Source organism: Nitrospina gracilis Nb-211, assembly GCF_021845525.1.
In the GTDB taxonomy this organism is placed as follows: domain Bacteria; phylum Nitrospinota; class Nitrospinia; order Nitrospinales; family Nitrospinaceae; genus Nitrospina; species Nitrospina gracilis_A.
In genome coordinates, this window is record NZ_JAKJKD010000001.1 from 349,530 (window position 1) to 367,209 (window position 17,680).

The 17,680-nt window shown below is 47.6% G+C and carries 15 protein-coding genes, 1 tRNA gene and 1 other RNA gene; 11 read left to right on the plus strand and 6 right to left on the minus strand.

Annotated elements, in window-relative coordinates; all coding sequences use genetic code 11:
* Window positions 1-24 precede the first annotated feature (24 nt).
* The 5 genes from J2S31_RS01725 (at window position 25) to J2S31_RS01745 (ending at window position 8,498) form a co-directional block, all read left to right on the plus strand.
* Window positions 25-852 carry a hypothetical protein gene (locus J2S31_RS01725; protein ID WP_237097322.1) on the plus strand — a complete coding sequence of 276 codons (828 nt, stop codon included), beginning with the start codon at window positions 25-27 and terminating at the stop codon, window positions 850-852.
* A gap of 2 nt (window positions 853-854) precedes the next feature.
* Window positions 855-1,796 (plus strand): MrcB family domain-containing protein, encoded by a 942-nt coding sequence (locus J2S31_RS01730; RefSeq protein WP_237097323.1) that lies wholly within the window; start codon window positions 855-857, stop codon window positions 1,794-1,796.
* Window positions 1,797-1,931: 135 nt separating this feature from the next.
* The gene (locus tag J2S31_RS01735; protein WP_237097324.1) at window positions 1,932-2,126 is read left to right on the plus strand and encodes a helix-turn-helix transcriptional regulator; all 195 of its coding nucleotides are present in this window, start codon (window positions 1,932-1,934) and stop codon (window positions 2,124-2,126) included.
* A 25-nt stretch (window positions 2,127-2,151) separates the two neighbouring features.
* Complete coding sequence (locus J2S31_RS01740; protein WP_237097325.1) at window positions 2,152-3,177, plus strand: phage/plasmid replication protein, II/X family; 1,026 nt, start codon at window positions 2,152-2,154, stop codon at window positions 3,175-3,177.
* 335 nt (window positions 3,178-3,512) lie between these two features.
* Complete coding sequence (locus J2S31_RS01745; RefSeq protein ID WP_237097326.1) at window positions 3,513-8,498, plus strand: glycosyltransferase; 4,986 nt, start codon at window positions 3,513-3,515, stop codon at window positions 8,496-8,498.
* Window positions 8,499-8,609: 111 nt separating this feature from the next.
* Here J2S31_RS01745 and J2S31_RS01750 read toward each other — a convergent pair.
* Window positions 8,610-8,685, minus strand: a tRNA-Thr gene (locus J2S31_RS01750).
* 182 nt (window positions 8,686-8,867) lie between these two features.
* Window positions 8,868-9,668 carry an isoaspartyl peptidase/L-asparaginase gene (locus tag J2S31_RS01755; RefSeq protein ID WP_237097327.1) on the minus strand — a complete coding sequence of 267 codons (801 nt, stop codon included), beginning with the start codon at window positions 9,666-9,668 and terminating at the stop codon, window positions 8,868-8,870.
* Window positions 9,669-9,763: 95 nt separating this feature from the next.
* On the opposite strand from J2S31_RS01755, the gene J2S31_RS01760 reads away from it, so the two are divergent.
* Complete coding sequence (locus J2S31_RS01760) at window positions 9,764-10,144, plus strand: hypothetical protein (protein WP_237097328.1); 381 nt, start codon at window positions 9,764-9,766, stop codon at window positions 10,142-10,144.
* Between the two features lie 30 nt (window positions 10,145-10,174).
* On the opposite strand, the gene purD is transcribed toward J2S31_RS01760, so the two are convergent.
* Window positions 10,175-11,446: a phosphoribosylamine--glycine ligase gene (purD, locus tag J2S31_RS01765; RefSeq protein WP_237097329.1), complete on the minus strand. Its 1,272-nt coding sequence runs from the start codon at window positions 11,444-11,446 to the stop codon at window positions 10,175-10,177.
* Window positions 11,447-11,709: 263 nt separating this feature from the next.
* Here purD and J2S31_RS01770 point away from each other — a divergent pair, with 263 nt between their 5' ends.
* From J2S31_RS01770 to J2S31_RS01780, 3 genes are read left to right on the plus strand one after another with little or no spacing between them, the layout of a single operon-like run.
* Window positions 11,710-12,807: an ABC transporter ATP-binding protein gene (locus tag J2S31_RS01770; protein ID WP_237097330.1), complete on the plus strand. Its 1,098-nt coding sequence runs from the start codon at window positions 11,710-11,712 to the stop codon at window positions 12,805-12,807.
* Window position 12,808: 1 nt separating this feature from the next.
* Complete coding sequence (locus J2S31_RS01775; protein WP_237097331.1) at window positions 12,809-13,615, plus strand: transporter substrate-binding domain-containing protein; 807 nt, start codon at window positions 12,809-12,811, stop codon at window positions 13,613-13,615.
* A 2-nt stretch (window positions 13,616-13,617) separates the two neighbouring features.
* Window positions 13,618-14,379 carry an amino acid ABC transporter permease gene (locus J2S31_RS01780; protein WP_237097332.1) on the plus strand — a complete coding sequence of 254 codons (762 nt, stop codon included), beginning with the start codon at window positions 13,618-13,620 and terminating at the stop codon, window positions 14,377-14,379.
* A gap of 141 nt (window positions 14,380-14,520) precedes the next feature.
* On the opposite strand, the gene J2S31_RS14555 is transcribed toward J2S31_RS01780, so the two are convergent.
* Window positions 14,521-14,655: a hypothetical protein gene (locus tag J2S31_RS14555; RefSeq protein WP_272908494.1), complete on the minus strand. Its 135-nt coding sequence runs from the start codon at window positions 14,653-14,655 to the stop codon at window positions 14,521-14,523.
* 72 nt (window positions 14,656-14,727) lie between these two features.
* Complete coding sequence (locus J2S31_RS01785) at window positions 14,728-15,159, minus strand: hypothetical protein (RefSeq protein WP_237097333.1); 432 nt, start codon at window positions 15,157-15,159, stop codon at window positions 14,728-14,730.
* Window positions 15,160-15,625: 466 nt separating this feature from the next.
* On the opposite strand from J2S31_RS01785, the gene ssrA reads away from it, so the two are divergent.
* Together ssrA and J2S31_RS01795 are read left to right on the plus strand one after the other, a co-directional pair.
* Window positions 15,626-15,989: a transfer-messenger RNA gene (gene ssrA / locus J2S31_RS01790) on the plus strand.
* Between the two features lie 163 nt (window positions 15,990-16,152).
* Window positions 16,153-16,323, plus strand: a complete 171-nt coding sequence (locus tag J2S31_RS01795) for an Arm DNA-binding domain-containing protein (protein WP_237097334.1) — start codon at window positions 16,153-16,155, stop codon at window positions 16,321-16,323.
* Window positions 16,324-16,489: 166 nt separating this feature from the next.
* On the opposite strand, the gene J2S31_RS01800 is transcribed toward J2S31_RS01795, so the two are convergent.
* Window positions 16,490-17,626: a c-type heme family protein gene (locus J2S31_RS01800; protein ID WP_237097335.1), complete on the minus strand. Its 1,137-nt coding sequence runs from the start codon at window positions 17,624-17,626 to the stop codon at window positions 16,490-16,492.
* Window positions 17,627-17,680: the final 54 nt, after the last annotated feature.

Below are 17,680 nucleotides of genomic sequence, written 5' to 3' on the forward strand. Positions count from 1 at the left end.
ATTGATTAATTCATTTCTTAAATTATGGAATATTATTTTCAGCCTTTTTCAGAATTCGACCCCATTGAAGGGGAATTGCCTGAATTTGAAAAAAGAAATCTGGAATATATTGCTAATAAGGCAAGATCAATATTAAAGGGTAGAAAAAGAAAAGAATTGGATTATGCAATTAAGACGGTCAATTGGATCATGGAAATGGCTGATATTAATAATGACCCAATTGAATTTGTTTCTACTAAATCACCCTCAACAAAAGATAGGGAGATTCCTGCAAAATCGGTAAAAATAGAAATTGGAAACGATGAAACGAATACATCGGCCTATTATTCGCCGGCAATGATGCTATTGAATGAAATTGGCAAGTATGACATTAGCAATCAAACTGAATTCCCTAATGCAATTTACGCTGAGTATTTTGCAATTATGGCCCTGGCGATTATCGAGGTGTTGATAAAGGAATTAAAGAACCCAATGCATGCCTCGCAAATTGGGGATGAAGACCCTGAGATAAACAAATATTATTGTTTTAATCATTTTCTCTTAAATGCAATGGAGGCAGTTTCTTTTGCAGAAATATTTAATAACCAAGAAAAATTAAAGGTCCTTGTGGAAAAAGGGGCTAAAAAACAAATTAGTTTAAGAAATCAAGAAGCGGCAATAAAACGTCATGAGATAACCAATGAAATAAAGGAAGATTTTAGAGAGTTTTATTTAGAAAATCTGCATTTGACTAAAGCTGCTGCAGCACGAAATTTTTATAAAGAGTTATCGGAATATAAAAAGGGGTGTTTAAGCGAAGACAATGTTGAAAGGTTTTTGGTTAATTCTATTAAAGATATAAAGAAGAATTGATTATGAATTTACGAGAATGCATCGAGGAGGTTTTAAATAATTATTTAGACGCAAAAGAAGAGCCCTTTCCCAAGCATCCCTTGGCTAAATTTATTCGAAAAGAATTTCCCCTTGCAATCGGAGGATTAATTTCAAATACAGAACCTTATTTAATTAAGGGGTTGGCAGGCCAAGGGAGATGGTCACGCTGTCCTGGAGTGGTTATTTTAGACACCCTGATAACGGAGACAGCTCATAAAGGGTTTTACCCAGTTTATCTATTTAAAGGAGATATGTCCGGGGTCTATTTATCCTTAAACCAGGGTGTTACGGAAATTAGGGAAAAATATAAGAAAAACCCAAAAGAAGTATTAGAAATAAAAGCAAAGGATTTTCGAGCTCAAATCGGTTCAAATCCAAATACTTTTCCAGAAATTGCTATAGATCTCACAATTAAAAACTCAGGAGACCTTGCGGCTTTTTATGAAAAAGGGAATATTTTTGCAAAATACTATCCAAAGAATTATCTGCCTTCTAATGAGCAATTTGAAAAGGACCTCATTAATATTTTGAAGCATTATGAAGCTTTAATTCAAAATCAAGCCCAAGGGGAGGAGCGATTCCAAAATGATGACATTTATATTGGATTGGAGAAGGAAGATTTAACTAAATTCAAATTCCACTGGGGGATAGAGAGGCCTTCTAGGCTTACTAAAAAAGCAAAAAAAATTCACGGTTATATTTGCCAGGCCTGTGGCTTTGATTTTAAAAAATATTACGGTGAATTAGGGGAAAAGTATATTGAGGCCCATCATTTAACCCCAATTTCCCAATTGAAGGGAAAAATCGTAGATCGAGACCCTAGAAAAGATTTTGCAGTTCTTTGTTCAAATTGTCATCGAATGATTCATAGGACAGAAAACCCCGCCGATTTAGCTGCATTTAAGGCCTGTATAAAAAAGTAACATTTCCCACCTTGTGCATGCAGAAGGATATCTAATTTCTACCAAAATAGTACGTCTGCATGCAGGCGCTCTATTCAATAAATATCCAAGTCTATAAATTGTTTTCCAGTTAATAACTTTTACTTGGAGAACAAAATGGACAATAACCTCTTAACTACCAAACAGGCAGCAAAGTTCCTCGGTGTCAGTGAAGCCTTTCTTGAGAGGGATCGTTGGGCAGGCGCAAAAATCCCCTTCGTTCGTATTGGCTCGCGGGCGGTCCGATATGAGTTGTCCGCCTTAGAGGCATACGTAAAGTCCTGCATAAGAAAATCAACTAGCGACAATTAAATCACCCTTTCTTTCAGGTTCCAAAATGATCGATTGGGTGACGGCAATCATTCCCTGTTCAAATTTGAATATTTCCAGATTGAATGATGGGCACATTTGCCGAATCAACGTTGACGGAAAAGTGGAATGGTCCAGGGAAATCGGTAAAACCATACCCGGCTCGTATGATTCAAATATCAGGATAAGTAGCTACCCTATTTCATCCGGAATGCATATCAAAGTAGATGGGAACCCAATTAAATGGTTACAAGGTCACAATTTGTTTGGATCCAATGACCTGGTGGGTTTGGTCTATTCGGTTCTGATACGTCTTTCAGATATTTGGGAATTTAAACCATGTGAAAAGGATCTGGATTCTTGGAGAGGCGGATTATATAGGGTGACGAGAGTAGATTGTGCCGATATGTGGGAATTTCGTTGCATGGAGGATGTAACGAGCTGGCTTAGCGCGGCTCAGTTTCAATCGAAAAGTCGGCATGGACGTCCCATAACAACCGGCGGGACCCTATACTTTGGGAAACATTCTCGAAGGTATTCACTGAAATTCTATTGTAAAGGAGAGGAAATAATGGCTAGAGGCCACAGGATTTCCCCAGATTTACCAAATAATGAAAAGTTGATTAGATTTTCAAAAAATAAACTCAGATATGAGTTGGTATTAAGAAGGCCAAAATTAGAGGAATTAGAATTGGATTATGCAGGTGCCTGGAATATTAAAACGCCAAACATCCTATTAAGGTCTTTTTTAAAGAAGTTGGATCTAGCTGATCAATTTAGGTTAACAGGTGAAAAATACAGATTTTTAAAACCTAGACTTCAAGTGGTATTTGAAGCTTGGAAAAGTGGAACGGATTTGAAAGCTGTTTTAGCCAAAAATACCTTTTACCGTTATAGGAGGGAAATATTAAAGCATGGTGTTGATATTGGAATCCCCAGAAATAATCCAGATAAGGACTTAATTCCTATCCGAAATATTTTGGATCAGGAATTTATTAGGGTTCCAAAGTGGGCAATAGAAAGTGGCCTTCTTTATTTACCTAAAATAGATTAATAACTTTTTATGGGGGGGGGGGGTAATAAAGAAAATCCTGAGTTCTAAAATTAGATATTATTCCCCAACTAAGTTTATTTATTCAGTGGTCGGCCCGAAGGGCCGGCAAGATTAGAATGAATAATATTAGAGGAGGGCTGATTGATTCCCTTCGGAGCCGCCCCCTCACCCCGGCCGGGGGGGGCGGAGAAGGGAATCAATGATTCCCTTTGGTGAGCCCCTCTTAGAAGGCAAAATCTGATTCCAAAATAAATAAGTGCGGTATTGGTAATACCGCACTTTTGTACCAAAATGGTACGAATTTGATTTTAATTAATAACTGGAAAATGAAGCTCATGAATAAAATCAAAATTAAATTGAAAAGAACGTTAATGCCAGAAAACCCAGAAATTACTTCAATAGATGAAGATAAGCTTAATTCCAGTGAATATTTAAAAGAAATAAAAGCAACTACTATTGATTCTTTAGACGATTATGAATGTGCTGTGATTTTGGGCCCCCCAGGAATCGGAAAGACGGTTTTGTTAAAAGAGGAACAAATAAAAAGAGAGGGGGAGGGCAAGATTACCGTATTCATTCCAATTAATCAGATATCCTCTAAAGATACCCTAAATGAAATTTTCAAAGAAGAATATGAAATTGAAAAAATTAATGATCCTTCTAATGAAGTTTATTTGTTTTTTGATGGGCTTGATGAAAGTCGCATAGATATAAATGAGCTTACATCAGCCATAATTAGAAAAATAAAAAATATAAAGGAAGTAAGGGAAAAAAGTAAGGCCCAAAAAATTTATATAAGAATTAGCTGTAGAAGTGAAGAGTGGCCGAAGGAATTTGAGCAAAAATTAAAAGGAATGCTTGGAGAAAGGGAGGTAAGGCAATTTTATTTGCTGCCTTTAAATGATTATGAAATTAAGAGCGCAATTGCCTCAAATTTCAAAGAACAAAAAGATAAGTATGAAGAAATAATTGAAGTGTTTAGATTGCATGGGTTTGCTCGGAGACCTATAACTCTTCAAATGTTATTAAGAATTTTTAGGAATAGAGAAGAATTGCCAAGTGGGCAGGCCGAATTATTTAAAAGAGGTATTTTGGCTGCACTTGAAGAATCCAGCGGGACAAGAAGAAAAATAGGGAAAACCGGATTGCTGGATGTGGAAGAAAGGAATCTTATTGCTGGTAGGATTGCTACTTTAACCATTTTATCAAACCGAAATTATATCTGGGCTGGGTTATATTCAGAAAATTTTCCAGATAAGAGTTTGGCTATTTCTGAAATATGTGGGGGAAAAGAAGTTTATTTAAATAAAGAGATTGTTGTAAATGAGGCGGCTGTTAGAGAGGTATTAAATACAGAGCTTTTCTACAGCATAAAAACTGACCTTTATCAATGGAGCCATCTATCTTTCGCAGAATATTTAGCTGCGTACTATTTGGTCGTTAATGGTCTGTCAGATCTAAAAATTCTTTCCTTAGTCAGTTTTGTAAATGACGAAAAAATTCAAATTCCTCCACAAACTAGAGAAGTTGTTAGATGGTTAGCGGTATTTAAGTCATCCTTTTGCAAACGCATAATTGAGATTGATCCCGAAATATTGCTGGCAAGTGACGTTGCATCTCTTCCTTATGACATTAAAGAATTACTTCTTAATGAGCTATTAAAAAAGTTTGATAAGGAGGAAATTCACGATTTTTGGCAAGACAAAAGAGTCCGGTATGAAGAATTAATTCATCCGGGAATTACAGAGCAATTGAAGCCGTATATTCAAAACCTACAGAGGGGGATAATTGTTAGAAGAGTCGCCATAAATATTGCAGAAGCATGTGGATTGCAAGAATTAGGAGGGGAAATTTTAAAAATTGCAAAAAATCAAAAGGATAACCATTTAATAAGGAAGGAGGCAATTTCAGCAATAAGGAAACTGGATATCTCTTCATATAAAGAAGAATTAAAGGATATTTTGTCTTCGGGAATAGGTGATGATCCAATGGATCAAATTAAAGGGGAGTTGATAACAAGTCTATGGCCTAAATATCTTAATAAGAAAGAGCTATTTAATAATTTAATAGTTCCAAAAGCGAAAAATTTTCTCGGCTCATATAGGTATTTTCTCCATAAAATAAATTTTGAAAAATGGGCCGAGGAAGATGTTTTGGAAGGCCTGAAATGGCTTGAATATGCCATAAAAAATAAAAGGGCAGATTATGATTTTCAAAATGTTATTCGACAGGTTTTATTTGGAGCATGGGAATTTGTGGAAGCTCCCAGGGTTTTAGAGAAGATGGCTGTAGTATTTGTTCATATTATTAGGGAGCATAAATACCATATTGCACCCTTGGCCGATTTGAGTCCCCTATATGAAAAAAGTGAACTGGAAATACGCAGGGCTTTTGTAATTAAAATATTGGAAAAATTTTCAGAAGAAGGTATTAGCCCGGGGTGGATTAATTTGTGGCCATGGAAATTGGTTTTTGATGTAGATAGGGCTTGGTTGGTCGAGGAGCTTAAAAATAAAAGAGAATCCATAAAGGAAAAATATTTTATCGAATTATTAATTAACTTAATCCGAGACAAAAAACCAGATGATATCCCCGAGGTAATAGATCTTGCTAAGAAAAACCAAGAACTGAATTCAATTCTTGAAGGCCTATATGTAATAAATCTAGATTCAGAGCATGCCAGGTGGCTTAGAGAGGAATACCAGCATAATAAGAATGTAGCAACAGAAGAAGAGCGACCGAGTTTAAGGCAGGTAATAAATACCCTTATAAAAGAATGTGAGCAGGATAGCTTTAATTGGTGGCGTCTTAATCTCGCATTGTTGGATTCAGAGGAGCCTGGTAATGGGCTTGATGAATTTGAAAGTAACCTTTTAGAGTCCTCAGGGTGGATTAAATCTAGCGATAAGGAAAAAGCAAAAATAATTGAAGTTGCAAAAAATTATTTAATTGAAAATGAAATTGAATTCTCGAAATGCTTTGAAAAAAATACTGTGCATCGACCAGCTCAAGCTGGATATAGAGCATTTAGATTATTATTTGGTCAAGATAAAGACCGATATTATAGTTTGAAAGAGCCTATTTGGGAAACCTGGACCCCAGCTATTGTTGGTTTTGTAACCAACTTCAAAAATGATGAAGAGAGAGAAATATTTTCCAAAATTACGGGGGACGCGTATAAAAAGGCGCCTGAAAAATTTCTGGCCTCATTAAAAAGCGTCATAGAGAACGAAAACTATACTAAATTAAAGGAGATCGTTAAATATTGTTATGATCAAAAAATAGCCAATGTGCTATTGAGTAAGGTTATGAAGGGAGTAAAAGGTGAAAATGAATATGAGCTCTTAGTTGAGATTCTTCTTGAAAAAGGAAATCTGGGGATCATCGATAAAATTAAAACCGAATTTTACGAGTTAATAACAGCCGAAGGGATTACAGTTTCTGAGAATGAGAAAAATAAAATTATAGGGCCGGCTAGGTTAATTCAATTTAATCCTGAAATTGGTTTGCCTCTTTTTTGGCAAGTAGCCCAGAAAAATAATCAAAAGGCAAAAGAAATTTGGAAAATGGTTTCCACTGGCTTCCGGTTGTGGGGTAACTATGACTTTGTTTCAAAAATTAATTCAAACCAATTAGCAGACATATACATATGGGCCGACGAAAAATTTGAAGAGGATGTAAAGAAACAAAATAATGACGGTGAAGCCCATTTTGTGACTTCAGAAGAAAATGTGCTTTCTCTGAACAAAACAATTATAGATAAATTGGTTAATGATGGGACATATGATGGGATACTTGCTCTAGAAAAAATATCACAAAAATTACCTGAAAAAAAATGGCTAAAATGGAGCGTAAAAGAAGCAAGGCAGAATCATAATAAAAATGTTTGGTTCTGGTTTTCCCCGAAGGAAATATTAACTTTAATATTTGGAGAGGTTCCCCAGTATAGGCAAATAAGTACAAAGGAATCTATCATTTCCTATTATGAGGAAATGGAAAATGACAAGCAATATGATCCTCAAGATGATCGTTTGACAGTCCCCAAAACACAGAAAGAAGGGCTAGAGAAAGAAAGAATAAGTCAAGGCATACCTGTTTCATCTCTAAAAATTTTGGCTGTTGCGGATGAATGGTTTCCAAGGCAAGGTGGTATTTCTCGATTAAATAAGGATATATGTTGTTCCCTTTCTGCATTAGGGCACGGGGTCACTTGTATCGTTTTAGATCCCACAGAGGACGAGATTGCTGACGCTGAATCAAACAATGTGAATTTAATTGGTGCGCCAAAAAATATTGGAGTAGAAGGAATAAATCGACTTTTATTGTTTCAGAAAGATGATTTTGGGGGCTTGTCTCCAGAGGTGATTTTTGGCCATGGACCAAAACTAGGCCCGGGTGCAAATCATATAGCTGGCACCTTTTTCCCAGATAGTAAATTTTGTTACTTTGTTCACACTTTACCGAAAGAAATAGAGATTTATAAAAATCACAATGAGGATTCCGACAAATACAAGGAAGGTATTGAAAGAGATGAAAGGCAAATGGAACTCTGTAAAAAAGCCGACTTTGTCGTTCCAATAGGTCCAAGGATTGGTTACAACCTAAAAAGTCATGTGGATACTAATAAAATATTCCAGCTTTGCCCTGGTTTAAATAAAGAGTTTATGAATTTAACTCACAATGATCCATGGGATAGAATACCCATTATATTGATTATCGGAAGAATGGGTGATGACCCCACGTTGAAGGGGTTGGATTATGCCTTGCATATTTTAAAGAAAGTTCATGATAAGGAATTGTATAGAAAGCCCTACAAGCCTAAATTAAGGATTCGTGGGTTAGATCCTAATCTAAAATTTGATAGTTTTGGCATTAAGGATTCAACTATTAAGCAATACTTTGAGCCCCTACCTTACGAGGAAGAAATCGGAAAAATTCTCAAAGATTTTCAAAGTTCAAGTATTTTAATCATGCCTTCCAGGTCAGAGGGTTTTGGGTTGGTAGGTTTGGAAGCAATTTCTGCCGGAATTCCTGTCTTGGTTAGTGATGAAAGCGGGCTCGGTATGATGCTAATTACAATGGATATTGAGGGTCAGCTACCACCTGGGATGGGAAAGAAATGTGTCGTGTCAGTTTCGGGTAATGACGACGAAGTAACGGATAGGTGGGCCAAGGCAATAAACGAAGTTTTATCGGACTTAGGCTCGGCATATAAAAATGCGGATAATTTTAGAAAAAGCCTTTCCCCGCATCTAGTTTGGTCCAAAATTGCTCGCGATTTTTCTGAGTTTATCCAGAAATCTTTACAAGGTTATACCTAAGGCCTTAATGCTCATTCTAAGGATAAATAAGGTTGCATAAGTTACTAGTCTACATAATGTCTACAAAATCAATAGGGGCCTGTGGGACGGTTTCATAAGTTATTTAAAAAATGGAGCCGACGAGCGGACTTGAACCGCTGACCTACTGATTACGAATCAGTTGCTCTACCAACTGAGCTACGTCGGCTTGCTTGGGTTGGAATTGTGTATTAAAGCGGTTTTGGCCTCGAAAATCAATGCCGAAATCGCGCCGGCCTGCAAAGCACTTCACCTTGAATTGCGCCCACCGGCCATCGTTCGCCCTCAACGTATTAGCCATTCTCCTCAGGCGTAGCCTGCGCCCACCGGCCATCGTTCGCCCGCCGGAAATCAGCCCGTTTGTTGTAGGCCCTGCCTGCCCGACCAGGCCATACTGCGGTTGGAGCCGCCCGCCCAGTCCTTTGCGCCCACCACCAGGATGCCGATATCCTGCGCCGCCTCGAACCAGCTCAACACCGCCTGCATGACGGTGTCGGCGGGAGCGCCCGCCTCCAGCAGTTGATACGCGCGGTAGGCGGTCATGTTGAGGGCGATCGATTCACCGTGCCCGGTGGCGGCGACGGCTCCGCTGGGACCGGCGTACAGGCCGCATCCGATCAAGGGCACGTCGCCGACGCGTCCCCGCCAGCTTTTGCCTGTCCCGCCGGTGCTGAGCGCCGCGGCGAACTGTTTGCCGTCCCACGCGACGGCACCGACGGTGTCCGAGCTCTTGGCGCCGGTGCCGCGTACGCGGCTTTCATCCAGCGCGGTGAAGCCGCGTTCTGTCGCGTACCGCGCCGCGCCGTCCCCGGCCAACAGGTGATACGGTTCGTCGAGCAGGGCGTGGGCAATGTGCACCGGGTTCTGGAATCCCTCGACCACCGCCACTGCGCCGAACTTGTGCCGGGCGCCGTCCATGCACGCCGCGTCCATCTGGATGGATCCGTCGTCGCGGCGGCGCGATCCCACGCCCGCGTTGAAGCGGCCGTCGTTTTCCAGCACTTCCACTGCGGCGCAGGCGGCATCCAGAGCCGAGGAACCGCTTTGCATCAATTCCAGGCCGCGCTCGCAGGCGCGGTCGGTGCCGTCGGAATTCGCGTTGTCGGAGCCCGCGCCGCCGTGGGCGAGCAGGGCATATCGGTGTGCCGTCATGAAAAAAGCCGCTTTCCGCTTGGTCCCGGGCGCCGGGATGGTTTATGATAAGGCATCGTTATATATAAGGTACCATTTTCGCTGGAGACCGACGGATGGTCAAATTCTGCCTGCAATGCAAGGACGCTTTCTGGGGAGGCCAGTTCTGCCCGAACTGCGAGGGCAACATCGAACTGCTCGATGCCGCCGTGCCGGAAAACCAGAAATACCTGAGCCAGCTCAACATCGACGTGCGTCCGAAATATTTTGCCCGCAGTTCCATGCTGTTGACCTGCTTCGGTTTTGTCATGGCCCTGCCGCTCGGCATGTTCGTGTTTCTGCGCGGCGCGTCCGCCTCCGGCAACGTGGGGTTGTGGGCGACCGTTGCTATCAGCCTGGTGCTGGGCGTCGCCTGGCTCACCTGGTGGGGCTCGGCGAAGGTCTTCAGCCGCAAGATGAAAGACGTCCACACCCTCAAGGAACCGCAGTTGGACTGATCCCTCCAACCCCTGCGCCGCACTCACCCTTCATTTCGTTTTTACTGCTTTTTGCCCGATATCGCGGCGGAAGTGTGCGCCTTCCCAGCGGATTTTATCGACAGCGCGGTAGGCGTTGTTGATGGCCTGTTCGATGTCCGCACCCAATGCGGTGACGCCCAACACGCGGCCGCCGTGGGTGACGATGTGGTCGCCATCGATTTTCGTTCCGGCGTGGAACACCTGCGCTTCGGGAATCGACGCCACCTGCTCGATACCGGTAATGGTATGGCCTTTTTCGTATGATCCGGGGTAACCTCCCGCCGCCATCACCACGCACACCGCCGCATCCGGTTTCCATTCCAGCGTCAGTTTTTCCAGTGTGCCATCGGCGCAGGCCTTGAGCGGCGGCACGATGTCCGACTTCATGCGCATCATGAGCGGCTGCGTTTCCGGGTCGCCCATCCGGCAGTTGAACTCCAGCACCTTCGGTCCGTCGGCGGTGAGCATCAGCCCCGCGTAGAGAATGCCTTTATAAAGCACGCCTTCTTTCTGCATGCCGCGAAGCACGGGGAGCATGATGCGCTCGACCACCTCGTCCTTGAGAGCGGAGGTGAAAATAGGTGTCGGTGAATACGCGCCCATGCCGCCGGTGTTGGGTCCGGCATCGCCGTCGAAGGCGGCCTTGTGATCCTGCGCCGCTTCCAGCGGCAGAACCATGTGGCCGTCGGTGAAGGCGAGGAGCGACACCTCCTGTCCTTCCAGCCGCTCCTCGATGACCACCTGCTTGCCCGAATCGCCGAACGCCTTGGCGCCCATGATCTGCTCGACGGCGTCGATGGCCTCCGCTTCATCGTTGCAGACGAACACGCCCTTGCCCGCGGCCAGCCCATCGGCCTTCACCACCACCGGGCCGCGTCCCCGGCAATACGCCTTCGCCGCTTCCATGTCTTCGAACACTTCGAAATCGGCGGTGGGTACGTTGTTCGCTTTCATCAAATCCTTGGCGAACGCCTTGCTTCCTTCGATGAGCGCCGCCTTGGCGGTGGGGCCGACGATCTTCAATCCCTGGCTCTGGAACAGATCGACGATGCCCATGGCGAGTGGTTGTTCCGGGCCGACGACGGTGAGATCGACCTGATTTTCCATCGCGATGGCGAGAAGCGAGTCGAGATCGGTAGCGGAGACGGCGATGTTGCGGGCGATGGATTCGGTGCCCGCGTTGCCCGGCGCGCAGAAGACTTCCGTCACCAGCGGGCTTTGCTTGATTTTCCACGTCAGCGCGTGCTCGCGGCCACCGCCGCCGATGACGAGTATTTTCATTACCCTTGTTTCCTTTGTTATGAATGAGTGCGGATTTCGTGGCTGGCCTGAATTTTATAGAAAAACGGCACCCCGTACAATTTTAATCGTGCGCCGCCCCGCCGCCGGGATTCCATGCTATTTTTATACGGGTGCGCCTGGCGCACAGCGGACGGGTTTATTTGGAAATTTTCTCCGGAACCCTCGTTCGCCCGCAAAGCATCAGCCTGTTTCCTATTGACGGCGTCCGCCGGGCGCCGTGGCTGTAATCCGCGAAGGTGTGCATGATCCGCATCGAAGGACTTTCCAAATCGTTCGGCGGCAAACCCGTGCTCCAGAATTTGTCGCTGGAGATCGCGGAAGGAGAACGCTTCGTTCTTCTGGGCCGCAGTGGATGCGGCAAAACCACGCTGTTGCGTTGCATCGCCGGGTTTGAACAACCGGATGCCGGAACCATTTCCATTCAGGGCCGCGTCGTCAATTCCCTGCCGGTTGAGAGGCGGCCCGTCGGGTTCATCTTCCAGCGCCACGCCCTGTTTCCTCACAAAACCGTGTACGACAACATCGCCGTCGGACCGCGCATTCGCGGCGAGGCGGAGGCGGACATCCGCGACAAAATCGACGCCCTGCTGACCATCACGCGTTTGAGTGCGTTGCGCCATGCGTGGCCGGGTCAATTGAGCGGCGGCGAGTCGCAACGTGTCGCCCTGGCGCGCGCCGTCATCAACCGGCCGCAGGTGCTGCTGCTTGATGAACCGCTGTCGGCACTCGACGCTACTCTTCGGCAGAATCTGCGCGACGAACTGGTGGAGATGCAGAAGGCGTTCGGCATCACCTTCCTGTTCGTCACCCACGACCAGGAAGAGGCGATGAGTCTGGCCGACCGCATGGGTGTGCTGGAAGACGGACGATTACTGCAGGTGGGGGAGCCGGAACGGTTGTACGACCGGCCGGCAAACCGTTTCGTCGCCGAGTTTCTGGGCGGCGTCAACCGCCTGCCCGGCGTGGTGGAAAGCGCAATGGAAAACGGTTGCACGGTGCGGCTCGATGGCGGCGGTGAAGTCATGACGGTTGCGGACGGCAGGAAGCTCAAATCAGGTGCGCTCGTCGATGTGTTCTTCCGTCCGGAAAAGGCGGTGTTGTGTTCGTCTCCGAATTACGAAAGTGGCAGGAACCTGCTGGAAGGGGTGCTGGAGCGCAAATCGTTTTTCGGCAGTCACACGCGCTACCGGGTGGCGCTCAAAAACGGAAGTGCGGTGACGGTGCAGGTGCGGCACGGCAATGATGCGGGCCTCCGTTCGGGCATGGCGGTGTGGGTGCAGGTGGCGGCGGAGGACACGTTGATTTATGAACGCGAACAAAACGAGGCGGCCAGTGCGTGAGATGCGACAAATTTTGATTCTTCTTCTTTGTGCGGCGATGGTGTTGCTTGCCGCGTGCGGGGGAGAAGAACCGCAAAACGCAAAACGCAAATTGATCGTGGCGACCGACGCCACCCTGCCGCCGATGTCATTTTTGAATGACCAGAATCGACTCGCGGGATTCGAAGTCGATCTCATCGGCGCGGTGGCGAGGGAAGCGGGATTCGAGTACGACCTCATCAACGTCGAGTGGAACGGGCTGTTCGGCGGGCTCATCACGAAAAAATACGATCTTGTCATCAGTTCCGTCACCATCCTGGAGGAGCGCAAGGAACGCATGGCGTTCAGCGTGCCGTACCTGCAAAGCGGATTGTCGCTGGTGGTGCGACGCGATACGGAAGGTGTGACTTCATTGGAGGACGTGCAGGCACAGGACGGCGTCGTCGGGGCGCAACGCGCCACCACCGCATTCTTTTATCTCGAAGATTACCCCGAACTCAACAAGCAGGCGTACGAGTTGTACGGTCACGCCATTCAGGATTTGATCAAGGGCGAGATCACCGCCGTGCTGGGTGAGAGCACGGGTACGCTGTATTACAAAAACAACGACGCGGCGGTGTTCCGCGAGATCAAGATGGTGGGCGACATTTTGACCGAGGAGCATTACGGCATCGTCGCGCGCAAAGGCGAGACGGAGTTGTTGCAGAGAGTGAACGACGCGTTGAAGAAACTGTTGGACGACGGCACGGTGCAACGCCTGCATGAGAAGTGGGAGCTGGGTCAGGCGGCGATGGTGCCGAAAACCGTTGCGTCGGGTAAGGAGAACTGATCGTGGAGCCCGCGCGCAAACCTTCCGGTACGGTCACGCAACTGGCGTGGAACCTGGTGGTGGCGGCGAGTTTCATCCTGCTCGTCTACCTGCCCGCAGAAGACGCGCTGATGGGACGCGCCGTGCCGGGCAGTTACCGCGGACTGGCCGAACTACTGCCGATCGGCATCCTGTACACGCTGGGGGTGACGGTGGCGGGCAGCCTCGCCGCCATCTTCGTCGGCCTCGTCGTCGCGTTCGGCAAGCTGTCGGGCAGGCGTCCATTGCAACTGGCCGCGTCCTTGTACACAGAAACCCTGCGCGGCATACCGCTCCTCGTGTTTCTGTTTTACATCTATTACGCGCTGGGGGAAATCTTTTCGGTGCCGAAACTGCTGGCGGCGATTCTGGGGTTCGGCTTCAGTTACGGCGCGTACATGGCGGACGTGTTCCGCGCCGGGATCGAGGCGGTGCCGAAAGAGCAGGGCGAGGCGGCGCGCAGTCTCGGCATGAACGCACAACAGGCGATGTTTGAAATCATCCTGCCGCAGGCGTGGCGGACCATCATCCCGGCGATCGGCAACCAGACGCTGGGCATGTTGAAGGACACCAGCCTCGTCTCGGTGCTCGCCATCAGCGACATCCTGCGCGTGGCCAACCAGTACGCGGCGACGCACTTCAATTACTTCGAGACGTACACCTACGTCGCACTCACCTACCTTTTGCTCACCCTGCTGTTCTCGAAAGTGGTGGATCTCTTGGAACGCCGCGTGGCATTCCATTGACCCGGCGGCGCCGAAAGCCAACGGCGGGCATGGCCCGCGGCAATCGGGTAATGTGTATTGAATGCACTGAAATCTGAATCGCGCCCACCGACCATCGCAGGGATTGTTGAGCAGTAGCCATCTGCCTACGGAGGCACTCCGCTACATGAAGAATTCCATGTACACCATCCAGCCGATCATGGAGATGACCAGGATGGTGTAGCCGACGTGCACCCAGACGGTAAAAATGGGATTCTCGCGTCGCTTCGGCGGCGGTTTTGGGGAATCATTATCCATGCGCTCACTCTAGCACATATCATCCGCGAGACGACACCGCGCCCAAGGACTGGGAAACGGAACCGCTTCCCATCAGCGCAGGTAGCAGTTCTTCGGGAAATCGACCATGCGCATGGGACCGGGAAAGTGTTGCCAGTGGCCGCGCGGCAGGGCGTTGAGCACTTCCTGCACCTTCATCACCGTTTCCTTGTTGGTGCCGTTGTAGTAGTAGAGGCGGTTGACCGCCCAGCAGTCGGCGAGCTCTGTCTGTTTGCGCAGTTGGAAAGCCGTGGTGGCGGGGTTGACGACGAAGCCCAGCACATGGCGGCCGCATTCGCGGTAGTACATGAACTCCTGCATGAGGGTGCTCGGTTTCAAGGCGGCGAGCGCGTGGAAGTTGACGTTCAGCACCGGCAGGCCGCGGAAGGTGTACGACGCCTCCACCGCCGGGGCTTTCCGGTCCTTTGCCTTCACCACCGTCACCTGGCGCGAAAAGTAGTCGAGGCAAGAATATTTCGGGTCCATATCCGCAAATGCCGTTGCCGGGAGTCCCCAAACCATCATCCAAATCACAGCCAACCTGAAACCACGCATGCTTCCTCCAAGTCCTAAAAGTGCATAAATCAATGAATTTCCGGGCTCTGCGAGCCCTTCGGAGAGGTTCTATGTTATGGCATAAAACGAATAAAATCAACTTTTTACGGGGCGCTTCCGATAATTAAAACGGGTGCGGCCGGTGGACGGTTGGGCCTGGCTTGGCAAACGGAGCCGCAAGGGTTTTGGGAAGCTCCCGGCTCCGCCATCCCTCTCCTTTTGGCCGCACCCTCCAATCGCGGGTTGGGGGGGTGCTTTAGTTTGCATGGGCCCTCCACGAATGGCGGAGGCGGGGATACTTAAAAGTAACTTGTCACCTTGGGAAACGGGAAGGGCGGTGTTATATTAATAGTATAGGAACACTTCGTTTGTGCTCTCACCCGCGCTTCACCCATTTGGGGGCGATCTGGGTTCGACGGGAGTAAGGAGACGAAGGTTGCATGCAGGGGATACCGTTGGCCCCTTAAAAAACGGTAAAAAACATAATCGCCAATGATTATGAAGTAGCTGTAGCTGCGTAACTAACCCTTACCTGCTACCGTCCCGTTCTCTTCGGTCCGCGAGGAGGATATGGACGTCATCTCTGCGGACTCGCTGTACACTTCGCGTCTCGGGAGTGTGTGGCTAAACTTTAGAGGCTGGCCGGAATGCAATCCTGTTCGCGGGAGTAATTCCGGTGAGATCCAAAACGCGGACTAAGCATGTAGATGCCTTTTGTTGAAGACTTCCGGACGGGGGTTCGATTCCCCCCGCCTCCACCAATTTCAAGTCCGATAAAATCCGAGTAGGTCCGTAAGCCCGTGTAAATGCGGGCTTTTTCTTTTTATGGGGTCCGGGCTCACCCGATGGGATGTATTGACATCCGGGGGCAACTGGGGGCATTATTGGGGGCAACAATGGAACTCAAAAAGGAGTTGCCCCCAAATGGCTCTTGCCAGCACTGCCGTCAAAAACGCCAAGCCCTCCGCGAAAACCCTCCGCCTTTACGATGAACGTGGCCTGTATCTTGAAATTTCCCCGAATGGCGGGAAGTGGTGGCGATTTGAGAAAAGGCCCTGCATCTTTTTCAAGGTGCAGGGCCTTTTTGTTCCGTGAGCCAGTCCCTTTGCCTTAATGGATGTGCTCTCCCCAGTTCACACCCAAGCCTGTTCCACGGAACGGCATTCTGATTAAGATCGAGCAGAACCTCTATCAGAATGAATGTGTTTAACCGATGCCTTCTTCAGCAGTCAGCCGGTTCATACACCCACCCCTAAAATTACTATTCCCCCGGGGTGAATGACACCAGTCCCTCCTCCCTGTCCAGAGGAAAGCTCACCACAATGCCTCCCATCACCTGGTTCAGCAGAAAATTGTTCTTGGGGCTATCTGGGTGGGCGTTGTGGCATTTCACGCAGGAAGTCGTGACCGCCCGGTCCGGATAAATCGCCTGAAAATATTTCTGGTTGCCGGACCGCATGATGCCTTTGACCGGATGGTGCGGCGATTCCGACATAAACTTTAATCCGGTCCGTTCAAACTCATTGGCCGGCCTGTTATTGGGATTGATGGGCCACAAACTGATCAGTCGGTAATCAAAGTTCAGCCGAAGTGTTTTGATCAACTCCGACGCATTGAGCAGAAACTGGGCCGGAAGGAGCAGTGCGTTGTTTTCCCACCAGTTTGCCGATGCATAATTGACCTTCTTTTTTTCCAGACGATGAACCACATATTGAGCATAGATTGTGCGGTCGGCTTCCAAAATGGCGTGGATGTAGTCGGCCGCCATTTCAGGTAAAACATAATGGTCGGTCTTTCCACCCTCCGTCCTGCGATGGATGGGAAATTGAATGTGGATGCCTCCCAAAACATCCCCCAGTTTGAAATCTTTTTTGGGACTTTCAGGGTGATTGTTGTGACAGGCGGCACACTGGCGGGTCACGGCCTTGTCTGCAAAGATCGTGTTGTAAGAGAGGCTGTTTTTATTTTCTTCAATCCAGACAAAGGGGTCGTCCGGGGATGCGAGAACGTCCTGCAGTCCTTTTTTCTCAAGGAGGCTAGCAGGACCATTCTTCGGGTTGATGGGCCACAGGCTCATCAGCTTGTAGCTCAAGCCCAGGTTTTGAGACCGCACATGTTCCGACGTCATCGCCAAAAACTGAGCAGGCAGGGGCAGGGTATTGTCCTCCTCCCAATTTTCCGTCGCATCCAGTCCAACGGTTTCCTTGAGGCGCTCGACCAGGTATTGGGAATAGATGGTTCGACTTCCTTCAATAACTGAATGAAGGTAGTGTGCCACCCGGTCCGGGGGCACTCCGTCGAGAGGTACACTGTCCTCGGCGGAGGTTTCAATAACAGGGGCCATCCATGCCCATGAAAGTATGCAAAGAAGCAGCAGAATTCGAGTTGGAGTTCGCATAGCACACCTCCAGTATTTCCAGAAACCGTTGGGAATCATGTGTTCGATTTTTCC